The organism is Cellulomonas sp. KH9, assembly GCF_900114185.1.
GTDB lineage: Bacteria > Actinomycetota > Actinomycetes > Actinomycetales > Cellulomonadaceae > Cellulomonas.
This window is the reverse complement of sequence record NZ_FOSE01000001.1, coordinates 403704-418156: the sequence shown is the minus strand read 5'-3', so window position 1 is coordinate 418156 and position 14453 is coordinate 403704. Positions and strand designations below refer to the sequence as shown.

Sequence of the window (14453 nt, the reverse complement as noted above, 5' to 3'; positions counted from 1 at the left end):
TGCCCAGACTAGGGCGAGGCGCCGACAACGACGCCGGCTCGCCTCGCCGCGACGCGACGCGCGTGGCACGCTCCGGGGACGGATGTCGGCGGCGAGGAGCGCACGTGCACGGATCGACGGACGGGACGGACGTGCGCCCGGGCGCCGACGCGCAGGCCGCGCACCGCTCGCTGCTCGACTCCGCCGCGCAGGCGGCGCGCCTCTCGCTGCTCGACTCCGCGGCGCAGGCGGCCGGCCTGGGGACGTTCGAGTGGGACCTGGCGACGGGTGCGCTGCACTGGGACCCGTCCCTGCTGGAGGTCTTCGGGTACGACGCCGGGACGTTCAGCGGCCTGATCGAGGCGTTCGACGCCCGGCTGCACCCGGCCGACGCGAGCAGCGTCGCGGCCGCGATCGACAGTGCCGTCACCTCGTGCGGGGTGTACGAGGCCGAGTTCCGCGTGCTGCGTCCCGACGGGACAGTGCGCTGGCTGAACGCCCGCGGCCGGGCGCTGGCCGGCCCGTCGGGTCGCGCCGAGCGCCTCATCGGCGTCGCCACGGACACCACCGCGCTGCGGGAGCGGGACCTGCAGGTCCAGCAGATCCTCGAGGACATGTCGACCGGCTACTTCTGGCTCGACGAGCAGTGGCGGTTCGGCTACGTCAACGCCGAGGCCGAGGTCGTCCTGGAACGCACCCGTGCCGAGCTGCTGGGCGCGGTGATCTGGGACCTCTTCCCCGCGGCCGTGGGCACCCCGTTCGAGCAGCACTACCGCGCGGCGCCCCGCACGGGTGCGCCGCAGGTGTTCGACGCGTACTACCCGGCGCCGCTGGACGCCTGGTACGAGGTCCGCGCCATCCCCGAGCGCGGCGGCGTCGCCGTGTACTTCACGGACGTGACGGAGCGCCGGCAGGCGCTGGAGCTCGCCGAGCAGGGCCGCGCCCGCTCGGACCTGCTCGCCCGGGTCGCGGGGGTCCTCGCGGATGCCGTCGACCCCGTGCAGGCCCTGACGGCGGTGCTGCCCCACCTGGTGCCGGACGTCGCCGACTTCGCCATCGCGAGCCTGCTGGACGACGGCACGGGCCCGTGGCGCAGCCGCCTGCGCGACGTCGCGGCACGGCACGCCGACCCCACCCTGCAGCCGCTGCTGGAGGAGTACCGGTCGCTGCGCGTCCCGGCGCTGTCGAGCACCTCCCTGGTGGCCGAGGCGCTCACGACCTCACGGCCCGTGATGCGCTACGGCGCGCCGTCGCTCGAGGACATCGTCGCGGCGGGCCCCGTGCGGGAGCTGCTGCGGCGGCTGGCACCCGAGACGCTCATGGTCCTGCCGCTGCGGGGTCGGGGCCGCACCCGGGGCATCGTGACGCTCGCGCGGCGCGCCGCCCGGGACGGGTTCACGGCGAGCGACGTCACGGCCCTGCGGGACGTGACCGCGCAGACGGGCCTCGCGCTGGACAACGCCCACCTGCACGCCGCGCGTCGTGACCTGACCGAGGAGCTGCAGCGCAGCCTGCTGACCGACCTGCCGGAGGCGGAGGACCTGCAGCTCGCCGCCCGGTACGTACCGGCGTCGACGGGCGCGCAGATCGGCGGGGACTGGTACGACGCGTTCGTGCTGCGCGACGGGTGCACGTGCCTGGTGATCGGTGACGTCACGGGCCACGACCTGCAGGCGGCCGTGCGGATGGCGCAGATCCGCAACGTGCTGCGCGGTGGCGCGCACGCGGTGGTCCGGCCGCCCGCGGCGATCCTCTCCGCGTTCGACTGGGCGGCGCAGGACCTGGGGATCGGCGCCCTGAGCACCGCGGTCCTCGCACGCGTCGAGGACCCGCCCGACGCGACGGGGCGCGGCGTGCGGCTGCTGCGCTGGTCGAACGCCGGCCACCTGCCCCCGCTGCTGCTGCACCCCGACGGGCGCGGCGAGCTGCTCACGCGCCCCAACGACCTGCTGCTGGGCCTGCAGCGGCACACGGTCCGGCGGGACCACACGCAGGAGATCGCACCCGGCGCGACGGTGCTGCTGTACACGGACGGGCTCGTCGAGCGCCGCGGGGAGCGGCTGCAGGCCGGTCTGGAGCGGCTCCGCGCGCATGCGGAGCGGATGGCGCACCTGGGTCTGGAGGACCTGTGCGACGCGCTCGTCGAGGAGATCGCGCCGGCCGGTGACGACGACGTGGCCCTGCTGGCCGTGCGGGCCCTCCCGCACGGCACGCCGCCGCCACGGCGGGTGGACCCGGAGCCCCGCGCGCAGCGCCGGTCGGCCTGACGCCGCGCCGCGGGGTCGTCGCGTCGGTGAGGTGGACGGGCGCCGCCGCGCGGTCGCACGCCCGCCACTCGGTTGACGGTTGAACTTTGCGGGCCTAGCATCAGTTGTCCCCACAACTGTTGCACCGGAGCTGACGATGCCGACCACCACACCGCAGGACCCCACCGACGAGCGCGTCCTCGCGCCCGCCACGTCGATGGACGCGGTGACGCTGCACGTCGGCGACCTCGAGACCATGTCCACGTACTACGCCGACGCGATCGCGCTGGAACCCCTCGAGGAGCGCAGCCGCGGCCGCCAGGTGCACCGCGTGCTGGGCCGGGGCACCACGCCGATGCTGCGCCTCGTCCACACCCCCGACCTGCCCGCCGTCGACCCGCGGCAGGCCGGCCTGTTCCACACCGCCTTCCTCTTCGACGACGCGACGAGCCTGGCCGCGACCGTGTACCGCGCCGCGCAGGACCACCGCAGCCGGTTCGTCGGCTCCAGCGACCACCTCGTCTCGGAGGCCTTCTACTTCACGGACCCCGAGGGCAACGGCATCGAGCTGTACACCGACCGCGACCGCGACCTGTGGCTCCACCGCGACGGCAACCTCGTCATGGGCACCGAGCACCTCGACCCGAACGCGTACCTGCGCACCCACCTCACGCAGGAGGCCGTCGACGCCGGGCCCGCACTGGCGGGCCGCGTGGGCCACGTGCACCTGCAGGTCGGGGACATCCCCGCCGCCGAGACCTTCTACCTCGACGCCCTCGGCTTCGAGGCGACCGTGCGCGGCTACCCCGGCGCGCTGTTCGCGTCCGCGGGCGGGTACCACCACCACGTCGCGATGAACACGTGGAACAGCCGCGGCGCCGGGCCGCGCGCCTCGACGCTCGGGCTGGGCGACGTCGCCGTGACGGTGCCGGGGCGTGCGGACCTCGACGCGCTGACCGCCCGGCTGCGGGCGCGCGACCTGCCGTTCGCCGACGACGGCCGGTCCGTCGCGGTGCGCGACCCGTGGGGCACCCTCGTGACCGTCAGCGTGCCGGGCACCACGACCGAGGACCTGCTCGCACGCTGAGGCGCGGGCGGCAGCGGGCGACGGGTCAGCGCACCCGCACGAGCTCGTCGACGGCGTCGCGCAGCGTCGCACGGGCGACCTGCGGGTCGTCGAGGTAGCCGGCCACCATGGCGCCGTCGCGCAGCGCCATCCAGCGCCGGCCGCCCTCCTGCGGGTCGGGGTGGCCGGCGCGGCGCAGCGCCTGCGTCGCCACACCCTGGAGCCAGTCGCGGTGCGCGCGGACCGCGCGCCGCACGGGGCTGGCCGGGTCGGGGAACTCGGCCGCGGCGTTGATGAACGGGCAGCCGCGGAAGCCGGGGCGGCACAGCTGGTCGGCCACGTGCAGCGTCATGCCGGTGAGCCAGCCGCCGGCCGCGCCGGGGTCCGGCGGGACGTCGCCCACGGCGGCGCGCACGGCCCGGTCGGCGGCCTCGAGGTAGGCGACGACGAGCGCCTCCTTGCCGGGGAAGTGCCGGTAGAACGTGGCGCGCGTGATCCCGGCCTCGGTGATGACGCGGTCGACGCCGACCGCGTGGACGCCGTCGGCGTAGAAGAGGTCGGAGGCGGTGCGCAGCAGCCGGGCGCGCGCCGCGGACGGCCCGCGCGGGCCGGTCGGACTCTCGTCCCGGACCTGGGCCGGGAGCTGGGCCGGGAGCCCGGGCGGGACCTCGACCGCCCCCCGGGGCGCGTCGGCTGCGGTTGACATCCGTGCCTCCAGGGGGTGAGGTGGGCCACGTTGGTAGAACGAACGTTCTTTCTAGGAGGCTACCCCATGGCTGTCATCTACACCGCGGTCGCCACGGCCACCGGCGAGGGCCGGGAGGGCCACACCCGCAGCTCCGACGGTCTCGTCGACGTCGACCTGGCCGTCCCGCGCGAGATGGGCGGCCCGGGCGGGGCGACCAACCCCGAGCAGCTGTTCGCCGCCGGGTACGCCGCCTGCTTCCACAGCGCGCTCAAGGCCGTGGCCCGCCGCGGCACCGTGACCTTCACCGACTCCGCCGTCACGGCCGAGGTCGGCATCGGCCCCGACGACGCCGGCGGGTTCGGGCTCGAGATCACGCTGCACGTCGAGCTGGGCGGCGTCGACCAGGCCACCGCGGAGCAGCTCGTCGAGGCCGCGCACCAGGTCTGCCCGTACTCGAACGCGACCCGCGGCAACGTCCCCGTCACGCTCGAGGTCGTCACCGCCTGACACGGGACGCCCCGGCACGGGTGCGCCCGGGTGCTCAGCGCCCGGGTGCTCCCCCGCCCGGCTCCCCCGGCCCGCCCGCGGGCGCGGCGCACGCCGCGCACAGCCCCGAGAGCGCGACGTGCGTGGGCTCGACCGTGAACCCGGCGCGGTGCCCGACGGCCTCGACGACGTCGTCGAGCAGGTCGGCCGGCAGGTCCTGCACGGCACCGCAGCCGCGGCACTCCGCGTGCAGGTGCTCCCGCCCGCCGTGCGCGAGGTGGTAGGCGGTCCCGGTGCGCCGCACGTGCACGTGCTGCACGACACCGAGGTCCGCGAGCGCGTCGAGCGTCCGGTAGACGGTCGCCCGGTGGACGCTCGGGTCCAGCACGGTGGCGCGCCCCAGGATCTCCTCCGCACCGAGGTGCCCGCCGTCGCGCGCGAGGACGGTCAGGACGGCGCGCCGGGCCCGCGTCATGCGCGCACCGCGCGACCGCAGCAGGGTGCCGACCTCCTCGATGGTGGCCTCGCTCGTCATCGCCCAGACCCCTCACGACCGCCGTCACGACCCGGGCGGCCGCCGTCCGGTTCGTGGTGGTCCCACTCTAGGACGCCCGGTACGCCCGCTGCGGCCCCTTCTGGTGCAGTCACGACCATGTCGCAGTAGCGTGAACGACGGCGCGAGCACCCGATGCCCTCGGGTGCCACGTATCCGGGGGGAGCGCCATGGCAACCACGTCGAGCACGCGTGCAGAGGTCGGCCGGGGCCGGGGTCGCGGCCGCCTGAGTCGCGGCGAGTGGGTGTCGATCTCCGTGATGGCGTCGGTCGTGCTCGCGCTGACCGCCGTCGGCTGGGGCGTCCTCGTGCTCGTCGTCGCACCGGCGCGCTTCCAGGTGGACTCGACGACCGTGTTCGGCGTCGGCCTGGGGCTCACCGCGTACACGCTGGGCATGCGCCACGCCTTCGACGCCGACCACATCGCCGCCATCGACAACACCACGCGCAAGCTCATGACGGACGGACAACGTCCCGTGTCCGTGGGGTTCTGGTTCTCGCTCGGCCACTCCACGGTGGTGTTCGTGCTGTGCGTGCTGCTCGCGTTCGGGGTCCGGGCGCTGGCCGGGCAGGTCGAGGACGAGTCGTCGACGCTGCAGCAGACCACCGGGATGATCGGCATCTCCGTGTCCGCGGTGTTCCTGCTGATCATCGGCATCCTCAACCTCGTCGTGCTGCGCCAGATCCTGCGCGTCTTCAAGGACATGCGCAGCGGGCGGTACGACGAGGCGACGCTCGAGCACCACCTGAACAACCGCGGGCTGCTCAACCGCGTCCTCGGGCCCGCGACGCGGGCGGTGCGCAAGCCGTGGCACATGTACCCCGTGGGGCTGCTCTTCGGCCTGGGCTTCGACACCGCGACCGAGGTGTCGCTGCTCGTGCTGGCGGGCGGCGCCGCGGCGTTCCAGCTGCCCTGGTACGCGATCCTCACGCTGCCCGTGCTCTTCGCGGCCGGTATGACGCTGCTCGACTCCATCGACGGCTGCTTCATGAACTTCGCCTACGGCTGGGCGTTCTCCAAGCCGGTCCGCAAGGTCTACTACAACATCACCATCACGGGGCTGTCGGTGGCCGTCGCGCTGCTCATCGGCGGCATCGAGGTGCTGTCGATCGTCTCCGAGCGGCTGGGCCTGGAGTCGGGACCGATCGCGTGGGTCGGCGGGCTCGACCTCGGGCACGTCGGGTTCGTCATCGTCGGGCTGTTCGTCGTCACGTGGGTCGTGGCGCTCGCGGTGTGGCGCTTCGGCCGCGTCGAGGAGCGGTGGACCGCCGACCTGACCCGCGCTCAGGCGCCCGACGTGGACGGTGCCACGGCGCCGCCGTCGGGGTCGAACCGGTAGCCCATGCCCGCCTCCGTCAGCAGGTGCCGGGGCCGCGCCGGCTCGGGCTCGAGCTTCTTGCGCAGCTGGGCGACGTACAGCCGCAGGTAGCCGGTGTCGGTGACGTGCTGCGAGCCCCAGATCTCGGTGAGCAGGGTCTGGCGCGTCACGAGCCGGCCGGGGTTGCGCACCAGCCGCTCCAGCACCTGCCACTCCGTGGGCGTCAGCCGCACGGGCGCCTCGACGCCGGCCGCGCCGCGCAGCACCGTGCGGGCCGACAGGTCGACCGTCACGTCGCCGAACCGCACCACCGGGGCGGCGTCGACGCCCGGCACGACGCGCCGCGTCAGCGCCCGGATGCGCGCCAGCAGCTCCTCGATCGAGAACGGCTTGGTGACGTAGTCGTCGGCGCCCGCGTCGAGCGCGTCGACCTTGTCGGCGGCGCCGGTGCGCCCGGACACGACGAGGATCGGCGACTGCGACCAGCCGCGCACCGCGTGGATGACGTCGACACCGTCCAGGCCGGGCATGCCGAGGTCGAGCATGAGGACGTCCGGCCGGTGGTCGATCGCCTGCGTGATCGCCTGCGGGCCGGACGTCGCGGTGACGATGTCGTAGCCCTGCGCGGTGAGCGTGATGCGCAGCGCCCGCAGGATCTGCGGGTCGTCGTCCGCGATGAGGATCCTCATGCCGTGGCCTCCCTCGTCGCGGCGGCACGGTCGTCCGCGGCACGGTCGTCGTCGGTACGGTCGTCCGCGGGACGGTCGTCGTCGGCACGGTCGTCCGCGGCACGGTCGTCGTCGGTACGGTCGTCCGTGCCGGCCGCCGGCAGCGCCACCACCATCGTCAGCCCGCCGCCGGGGGTGTCCTCGGGGGTGAGCGCGCCGCCCATCCCGGTGACGAACCCCTTGGACAGCGCCAGGCCCAGGCCGAGGCCGGTGGAGTTGTCGGTGTCCCCGAGCCGCTGGAACGGCACGAAGACGTCGTCGCGGCGCTCGCGCGGGATGCCCGGTCCGTGGTCGACGACCCGGATCTGCACGGCCCCCGCGAAGGTGCTCGTCGCCACGCGGACCCGCGTGCCGGGCGGGGCGTGCCGCGTGGCGTTGGCCAGCAGGTTCACCACCACGCGCTGCAGCAGCACGGGGTCGGCCAGGACCGGCGGCACAGCCAGGTCGAGGTCGAGCTCGACCTGGTCGGGGCCCAGACCCAGCTCGTCGAGTGCGGGGAGCACGACGTCGGCGGTGTCGACGTGGGTGCGGGCGAACGCCAGCACGCCCGCGTCGAGCCGGCTGACGTCCAGCAGGTCGGTCATGAGCGTCGCCAGGGCGCGCAGGCTCTCGTCGGCGGTGTCGAGCAGCTCGGCGCGGTCGGCCGGGCTGAGGCGCGCACCGGCCGTCCGCAGGCCGCCGACGGCCGCCGTCGCGGCACTCAGGGGCCGGCGCAGGTCGTGGCTGAGGGCCGACAGCAGCGCGCTGCGCACACGGTCCGACGCGGTGAGGTGGTCGACCTCGCTGGCCACCGACGCGAGGTCGCTGCGCTCGAGGGCCGCGCGCAGCTGCACGGCGATGACGTTGAGCAGCCGCCGCTCGGACGCCGCGACGTCCGGCCCGTAGAGCTCGAGCACGGCGCGTTCGTCGACGGGCACGGTCGTGCCGGGCTCGCCGGGCGGCACCTCACCGTCCGACGCCATCACCGTGCCACCCGGGTCGCCGCCGGCCGCGCCGTGCGGGGGCACACCCACCACGAGCCGCGCCGCCGTCATGCCGAACGCCTCGCGCGCCCGGCCGACGAGCGCCGCGACGGCGTCCTGCCCCCGCAGCACGCTGCCGGCGACCGTGGCCAGCAGCTCGGCCTCCGCGGCCGCGCGGTGGGCGGCGCGCGTGGTACGGGCGGCACGGTCGACCACCACGCTGACCAGCACGGCGATGACGACGTACAGCGCGAGCGCGAGGGCGTGCGACGGCTCGGAGACCGTGACCGTGTGCAGCGGGTCGACGAACAGGAAGTCGATGGTGAGCCCCGACAGCACCGCCGCGTACACGGCCGGCCACAGCCCGCCCACGAGCGCCGTCACCACCACCAGCAGCTGGTACGCCAGGACGTCGGCGACGAACGCGTCGGTGCTGCGCGTCGCCACCAGCAGCCACGTCAGCAGCGGCCCGCCGACGAGCGCGAGCAGGAAGCCGGCGGCGCGCCGCCGCCGGGTGAGCGCGCCGCCGACGCGCGGCAGCCGCGCCCGTCCGCCTGCCGCGGCGTGGTTGACGACGTGCACGTCGATCTTCCCGGCCTCGCGGGTCACGGTCGCGCCGATGCCGGGACCGCTGAGCGCCGTGGCGAGCCACCCGCGCCGCGACACCCCGATGACGAGCTGCGTCGCGTCCACCGCGGTGGCGAAGTCGACGAGCGCGCGCGGCACGTCGTCACCGACGACCTGGTGGTAGGTGCCGCCGAGCTGCTCGACGAGCGCCCGCTGGTGGGCCAGCGCCCCGGGCGCGGCCCCGCGCAGCCCGTCCTGGCGGGTGACGTGCACGGCCAGCAGCTGCCCGCCGGCCGAGCGCGCGGCGATGCGCGCGCCGCGCCGGATCAGCGTCTCCCCCTCCGGGCCGCCGGTGAGCGTGACGACGACCCGCTCGCGCGCCTCCCACGGGCTGTCGATGCCGTGCTCGGTGCGGTACAGGCGCAGCGCGGCGTCGACCTCGTCGGCCAGCCACAGCAGGGCGAGCTCGCGCAGCGCCGTGAGGTTGCCCAGCCGGAAGTAGTTCGACAGCGCGGCGTCGACACGCTCGGCCGGGTACACGTACCCACCGGCGAGGCGGTCGCGCAGCGCCTGCGGTGCGAGGTCCACGACCTCGACCTGGTCGGCGGCGCGCAGCACCGCGTCCGGGACGGTCTCGCGCTGGACGACACCGGTGATCTTCTCCACCACGTCGTTGAGGGACTCGATGTGCTGGATGTTCACCGTCGAGAGCACGTCGATCCCGGCGTCGAGCAGCGCGTCGACGTCCTGCCAGCGCTTGGTGTGCGCCAGGCCGGGCGCGTTGGTGTGCGCGAGCTCGTCGACCAGCGCGACGTCCGGGCGGCGGGCCAGCACGGCGTCGAGGTCGAGCTCGGCGAGCGCGACGTCCCGGTGCCGCACCGTGCGGCGCGGCACCACCTCGAGGCCCTCGACCATCGCGGCCGTGTGCGGGCGCCCGTGGGTCTCGACGACCGCGACCACGACGTCACGCCCCTCGTCGCGCAGGCGGTGGCCCTCCTCGAGCATCGCGGAGGTCTTGCCCACGCCCGGTGCCGCCCCGAGGAGGACGCGGAGCCGCCCACGCGCCATGCTCAGCCCTCCGAGTCGTCGAGGGCGAGGTTGAGCCGCAGCACGTTCACGGTCGGCTCGCCCACGAACCCCAGGCCGCGTCCCCCAGTGTGCCGCGCCACGAGGTCCGCGACGTCCCGCTCCGACATCCCGCGCGCCGCGGCGACGCGCGGCACCTGCAGCGCGGCGTACGCGGGGCTGACGTGCGGGTCCAGGCCGGACGCGGACGCGGTGACGGCGTCGGGCGGCACGTCGGCCGGCTCGACCCCCTCGAGCGCCGCGACCTGCGCCCGGCGCTCCTCGATCGCGGCGACCAGGTCCGGGTTCTCCGGCCCCAGGTTGGAGCCGGACGACGCCCCCGCGTCGTACCCGTCGCCCGCGGCCGACGGCCGGGGCTGGAAGTACGCCACGAGCGGCTCACCGCCGGCGTCGGTGAACGACTGCCCGATCAGCGCGGACCCGACCACGGTGCCGTCGGGGCCGGTGAGGAGCGAGCCGCGCGCCTGCGCGGGGGCGACCAGCTGCGCGACGCCCGTGACGACGGCGGTGTAGCCGACGCCGAGCAGGAGGGTGAGGACGACCATGGCGCGCAGGGCGACACCCAGGGTGCGGGCGGCGGTGCGGGTCGACTGGGGCATGCGGGTTCTCCTCGTGCGGGACGGGACGGGACGGGACGGGTCGGGCGGAGGGGCGTCAGTAGCCGGGCAGGAGGCGGACGACGAGGTCGATGAGCCAGATGCCCACGAACGGTGCGACGACGCCCCCGAGCCCGTAGACCAGGAGGTTGCGGCCGAGGACCGCCGAGGCGTCGAGGGGCCGGTAGCGCACGCCGCGCAGCGCGAGCGGGATGAGCGCGACGATGACCAGGGCGTTGAACACGACCGCGGACAGCACCGCCGAGGACGGCGAGTGCAGGCCCATGACGTTCAGCGCGGCGAGCCCCGGGAACACGCCCATGAACATGGCCGGGATGATCGCGAAGTACTTGGCGACGTCGTTGGCGACGGAGAACGTCGTCAGGGCACCGCGCGTGATGAGCAGCTGCTTGCCGATGCGCACGACGTCGATGAGCTTGGTCGGGTCCGAGTCGAGGTCGACCATGTTGCCGGCCTCCTTCGCGGCCGACGTGCCCGTGTTCATCGCCATCCCGACGTCCGCCTGCGCGAGGGCCGGGGCGTCGTTCGTGCCGTCGCCCGTCATCGCGACGAGGTGGCCGCCGGCCTGCTCCGCGCGGATCAGCGCGAGCTTGTCCTCCGGCGTGGCCTCGGCGAGGACGTCGTCGACACCCGCCTCGGCCGCGATGGCGTGGGCGGTCACGGGGTTGTCGCCCGTGACCATGACGGTGCGGATGCCCATGGCGCGCAGCTCGGCGAACCGCTGGGCCAGGCCCTCCTTGACGACGTCCTTGAGGTGCACGACGCCGAGCACGCGGCCCGCGCGGCCGGGTGCCGCGACCGCGACGACCAGCGGCGTGCCGCCGGACCGCGCGACCTCCTCGACGGCCGCGTCCAGCTCCGCCCGGACGTCGGGCGCCACCGGCGTCCCCTCCGCCTGGAGCCACGCGACGACCGCGGAGCCGGCGCCCTTGCGGATCCGCGTGCCGTCGGGCTCGTCGAGCCCGGACATGCGGGTCTGCGCGGTGAACGGCACGACGTCCCCGGGCACGTCCGTGCCCACGTCGGCGCCGCTGCGGCGGGCCAGGTCGACGACCGACGTGCCCTCGGGCGTCGGGTCCGCGAGCGACGCGAGGGCCGCGGCCCGCACCAGCTCGGCCTGCCGGACGCCGCCCAGCGCGACGAACGCGACCGCCTGCCGGTTGCCGTAGGTGATCGTGCCGGTCTTGTCGAGCAGCAGCGTCGTCACGTCGCCCGCGGCCTCGACGGCGCGCCCCGACATGGCGAGCACGTTGCGCTGCACCAAGCGGTCCATACCGGCGATGCCGATGGCGGACAGCAGCGCGCCGATCGTCGTCGGGATGAGGCAGACGAGCAGCGCGACGAGGACGGCGACGCTCACCGGCTCGGCCGCGTACGACGCGATCGGGTTCAGCGTGAGGGCCACGACGACGAACACGACCGACAACGCCGCCAGCAGGATCGACAGCGCGATCTCGTTGGGGGTCTTCTGCCGGCTCGCGCCCTCGACCAGCGCGATCATCCGGTCGACGAACGTCTCCCCCGGCTTCGAGGTGATCCGCACGACGACCCGGTCGGACAGCACGCGCGTCCCGCCCGTGACGGCCGAGCGGTCGCCGCCGGACTCGCGGACGACCGGCGCGGACTCCCCGGTGATCGCCGACTCGTCGACCGACGCGATGCCGTGGACGATCTCGCCGTCCCCGGGCACGAGCTCCCCCGCGCTGACGACGACCACGTCACCGAGCCGCAGGTCCGCCGACGACACCTCGACCACCCGGGCGCGCGTCGCGCCCGGGTCGCCGCCCTCGTCGTAGGCGACGACCCGGTGGGCCGCCGTCGCGGTGCGGGTGCGCCGCAGCGAGTCCGCCTGCGCCTTGCCGCGCCCCTCGGCCACGGACTCCGCGAGGTTGGCGAACAGGGCCGTGACCCACAGGACCACCGCGACGACGGCCGTGAACGACGCGGGCACGGGGGTGCCGCCGGACTCCGCGGGCCCGCCGAGGGCGGGCTCGGCGACGGCCAGCACGGTGGTGAGCGCCGCACCGACCCAGACCACGAGCATCACGGGGTTGCGCCACATGTGCCGCGGGTCGAGCTTGCGGACGGCACCGGGCAGGGCGTCGCGGACCTGCGCCCACGTGAAGGCGCCGGCGGGGGTGGGTGCCGGGGCGGGCGCGGGCCGGGCCTCGGTGCGTTCGAGCGTGGTGGACATCAGATCAGCCCTTCCGCCAGGGGACCCAGCGCGAGAACGGGGAAGTACGTGAGGGCGGTGAGGACGACGACCACACCGGCGAGCAGCCCGGCGAACTGCGGGCGGTGGGTCGGCAGGGTGCCGACCGTCGCGGGGACCGCGCCCTGCGCGGCCAGGGACCCGGCCAGCGCCAGGACCAGCACGATCGGCACGAACCGGCCGAGCAGGATCGCGACGCCGAGGGCCGTGTTCAGCCACGGCGTGTTGGCGGTGAGGCCCGCGAACGCCGAGCCGTTGTTGTTGGCGGCCGACGTGAACGCGTACAGCACCTCGGACATGCCGTGCACGCCGGGGTTCCAGATGGACGTCCCGGCGACGCTGTCGCGCAGCGCCGGCACCCCGAGGCTCAGGGCCGTGCCCGCGAGCACGAGGGTCGGCGTCACGAGGATGTACAGGCTCGCGAGCTTGATCTCGCGCGGGCCGATCTTCTTGCCCAGGTACTCCGGCGTGCGGCCCACCAGCAGGCCGGCGACGAACACCGCGACGACCGCGAGCACGAGCATCCCGTACAGGCCGGACCCGACGCCGCCGGGCGCGACCTCGCCGAGCATCATGTTGAGCATCGGCAGCATGCCGCCGAGCGCGGTGTACGAGTCGTGCATCGAGCTCACGGCGCCCGTCGAGGTGCCCGTGCTCGTCGTCGCGAACAGCGCCGACCAGACGATCCCGAAGCGCACCTCCTTGCCCTCGGTCGCGGCGCCCGCGAGCGCCGGGGCGGTGCCGCGGGCGGCGGACTCCAGCGCGACGAGCACGAGGAACGACGCCGAGAACAGCGTCGCCATGACCCCGGCGATCGCGTACCCCTGCCGGTGGTCGCCGACCATGCGGCCGAAGGTGCGCGGCAGGCTGAACGGGATGACGAGCATGAGGAGGACCTCGAGCAGGGTGGTCCACTGCGTGGGGTTCTCGAAGGGGTGCGCCGAGTTCGCGTTGTAGAACCCGCCGCCGTTGGTGCCGAGCAGCTTGATCGCCTCCTGCGAGGCGACGGGCCCGCCGGGGACCGACTGCGTCGCGCCGGCCAGCGTCGTGACGTCGGTGAACCCGGCGAGGTTCTGCACGACCCCGCCGAGGACCAGCAGCACGGCCGCGACCAGTGCGCCGGGCAGCAGGATGCGCAGGCAGCCGCGCAGCAGGTCCACCCAGAAGTTGCCGATCGTCGCCGAGCGGCGCGCCGCGAACCCCCGCACGAGTGCGACGGCGACCGCCATGCCGACGGCCGCGGACACGAAGTTCTGCACCACCAGACCGGTGGCCTGCACGGTGTGCCCGAGCGTGAGCTCCGGGGAGTACGACTGCCAGTTGGTGTTGCCGACGAAGGACGCCGCGGTGTTGAACGCCAGGTGCTCCGACGGCGCGCCGAGCCCCAGCGACAGCGGCAGCCACTGCTGCGTGCGCTGCAGCGCGTAGACGAGGACCAGGCCGACGACCGAGAAGGCCAGCACGCTGCGCAGGTAGACGGGCCACGTCTGCTGCGAACGCGGGTCGACGCCCAGCACGCGGTACACGGCACGCTCGACGCGCCAGTCCGTGCCGGTGGTGTAGACGTGCGCCATGTAGTCGCCGAGCGGGCGGTACGCGGCCGCGAGGAGCAGCAGGACCGCGACGAGGGTGAGGACGGCCAGCAGGCCGGTCATCAGAAGCGCTCCGGTCGGACGAGCGCCACGAGCAGGTAGACGACCGCGGCGACGCCGAGCACCGCGGCGAGCAGCTCGAGGACGATCACAGCCGCTCCACCGCCTTGCCGAGGCAGGCGGTCAGCGCGAGCACGGCGGCCGCGGTGAGCAGGTAGACGATGTCGAGCACGTGGGTCTCCACGGTCCGGGGGACGGCCCCGTCGTGGCGGGTGCCGGGCGCCCGTCGGGGGCACCGGCGACGATGCAACACCCGTGGCGGGCGCCGGGAGCCGGTCCTCACGGAACCCAT

12 protein-coding genes are annotated in these 14453 nt (G+C 74.9%); 4 read left to right on the top strand and 8 right to left on the bottom strand.

Annotation, left to right across the window (positions count from 1 at the left end):
• Positions 1 to 104: 104 nt before the first annotated feature.
• Positions 105 to 2246, top strand: coding sequence for a SpoIIE family protein phosphatase (locus tag BMZ16_RS18840; protein WP_177199560.1), 2142 nt, complete (start codon positions 105 to 107; stop codon positions 2244 to 2246).
• Positions 2247 to 2382: 136 nt separating this feature from the next.
• Positions 2383 to 3312 carry a VOC family protein gene (locus BMZ16_RS01890; protein WP_089797915.1) on the top strand — a complete coding sequence of 310 codons (930 nt, stop codon included), beginning with the start codon at positions 2383 to 2385 and terminating at the stop codon, positions 3310 to 3312.
• Positions 3313 to 3337: 25 nt separating this feature from the next.
• On the opposite strand, the gene BMZ16_RS01885 is transcribed toward BMZ16_RS01890, so the two are convergent.
• Positions 3338 to 3997, bottom strand: a complete 660-nt coding sequence (locus tag BMZ16_RS01885) for a TetR/AcrR family transcriptional regulator (RefSeq protein ID WP_089797914.1) — start codon at positions 3995 to 3997, stop codon at positions 3338 to 3340.
• Between the two features lie 66 nt (positions 3998 to 4063).
• Here BMZ16_RS01885 and BMZ16_RS01880 point away from each other — a divergent pair, with 66 nt between their 5' ends.
• Complete coding sequence (locus tag BMZ16_RS01880; RefSeq protein ID WP_089797913.1) at positions 4064 to 4486, top strand: organic hydroperoxide resistance protein; 423 nt, start codon at positions 4064 to 4066, stop codon at positions 4484 to 4486.
• Positions 4487 to 4520: 34 nt separating this feature from the next.
• On the opposite strand, the gene BMZ16_RS01875 is transcribed toward BMZ16_RS01880, so the two are convergent.
• A complete protein-coding gene (locus BMZ16_RS01875; protein ID WP_089797912.1) occupies positions 4521 to 5000 on the bottom strand; it encodes a Fur family transcriptional regulator in 480 nt (159 codons plus the stop codon).
• A 188-nt stretch (positions 5001 to 5188) separates the two neighbouring features.
• Between BMZ16_RS01875 and BMZ16_RS01870 the strand changes: the two genes are divergently transcribed.
• The gene (locus tag BMZ16_RS01870; protein ID WP_255366297.1) at positions 5189 to 6358 is read left to right on the top strand and encodes a Nickel transporter NicT; all 1170 of its coding nucleotides are present in this window, start codon (positions 5189 to 5191) and stop codon (positions 6356 to 6358) included.
• Here BMZ16_RS01870 and BMZ16_RS01865 read toward each other — a convergent pair.
• Genes BMZ16_RS01865 through BMZ16_RS18835 form a run of 6 tightly spaced genes read right to left on the bottom strand, consistent with a single transcriptional unit; the run spans position 6304 to position 14253 of the window.
• Complete coding sequence (locus BMZ16_RS01865) at positions 6304 to 7026, bottom strand: response regulator (RefSeq protein ID WP_089797911.1); 723 nt, start codon at positions 7024 to 7026, stop codon at positions 6304 to 6306. The two genes, BMZ16_RS01870 and BMZ16_RS01865, sit on opposite strands and share 55 nt — an antisense overlap.
• Entirely contained in the window at positions 7023 to 9662 is a 2640-nt protein-coding gene (locus BMZ16_RS01860) for an ATP-binding protein (protein WP_089797910.1), read from the bottom strand. The genes BMZ16_RS01865 and BMZ16_RS01860 overlap by 4 nt, the downstream gene beginning before the upstream one ends.
• A gap of 2 nt (positions 9663 to 9664) precedes the next feature.
• A complete protein-coding gene (gene kdpC, locus BMZ16_RS01855; protein WP_089797909.1) occupies positions 9665 to 10279 on the bottom strand; it encodes a K(+)-transporting ATPase subunit C in 615 nt (204 codons plus the stop codon).
• A gap of 55 nt (positions 10280 to 10334) precedes the next feature.
• Positions 10335 to 12491 (bottom strand): potassium-transporting ATPase subunit KdpB, encoded by a 2157-nt coding sequence (gene kdpB, locus BMZ16_RS01850; protein WP_089797908.1) that lies wholly within the window; start codon positions 12489 to 12491, stop codon positions 10335 to 10337.
• The gene (kdpA, locus tag BMZ16_RS01845; RefSeq protein WP_089797907.1) at positions 12491 to 14164 is read right to left on the bottom strand and encodes a potassium-transporting ATPase subunit KdpA; all 1674 of its coding nucleotides are present in this window, start codon (positions 14162 to 14164) and stop codon (positions 12491 to 12493) included. Before kdpA ends, kdpB begins: the two co-directional genes overlap by 1 nt.
• Entirely contained in the window at positions 14164 to 14253 is a 90-nt protein-coding gene (locus tag BMZ16_RS18835) for a potassium-transporting ATPase subunit F (protein ID WP_143082725.1), read from the bottom strand. The genes kdpA and BMZ16_RS18835 overlap by 1 nt, the downstream gene beginning before the upstream one ends.
• Between the last annotated feature and the right edge of the window lie 200 nt (positions 14254 to 14453).

Bases quoted from the DNA above. Each gene is read 5' to 3' on its own strand.
- BMZ16_RS01890 (WP_089797915.1), top strand. From the start codon at position 2,383: ATGCCGACCACCACACCGCAGGACCCCACCGACGAGCGCGTCCTCGCG.
- BMZ16_RS01885 (WP_089797914.1), bottom strand. From the start codon at position 3,997: ATGTCAACCGCAGCCGACGCGCCCCGGGGGGCGGTCGAGGTCCCGCCC.
- BMZ16_RS01880 (WP_089797913.1), top strand. From the start codon at position 4,064: ATGGCTGTCATCTACACCGCGGTCGCCACGGCCACCGGCGAGGGCCGG.
- BMZ16_RS01875 (WP_089797912.1), bottom strand. From the start codon at position 5,000: ATGACGAGCGAGGCCACCATCGAGGAGGTCGGCACCCTGCTGCGGTCG.
- BMZ16_RS01870 (WP_255366297.1), top strand. From the start codon at position 5,189: ATGGCAACCACGTCGAGCACGCGTGCAGAGGTCGGCCGGGGCCGGGGT.
- BMZ16_RS01865 (WP_089797911.1), bottom strand. From the start codon at position 7,026: ATGAGGATCCTCATCGCGGACGACGACCCGCAGATCCTGCGGGCGCTG.
- BMZ16_RS01860 (WP_089797910.1), bottom strand. From the start codon at position 9,662: ATGGCGCGTGGGCGGCTCCGCGTCCTCCTCGGGGCGGCACCGGGCGTG.
- kdpC (WP_089797909.1), bottom strand. From the start codon at position 10,279: ATGCCCCAGTCGACCCGCACCGCCGCCCGCACCCTGGGTGTCGCCCTG.
- kdpB (WP_089797908.1), bottom strand. From the start codon at position 12,491: ATGTCCACCACGCTCGAACGCACCGAGGCCCGGCCCGCGCCCGCCCCG.
- kdpA (WP_089797907.1), bottom strand. From the start codon at position 14,164: ATGACCGGCCTGCTGGCCGTCCTCACCCTCGTCGCGGTCCTGCTGCTC.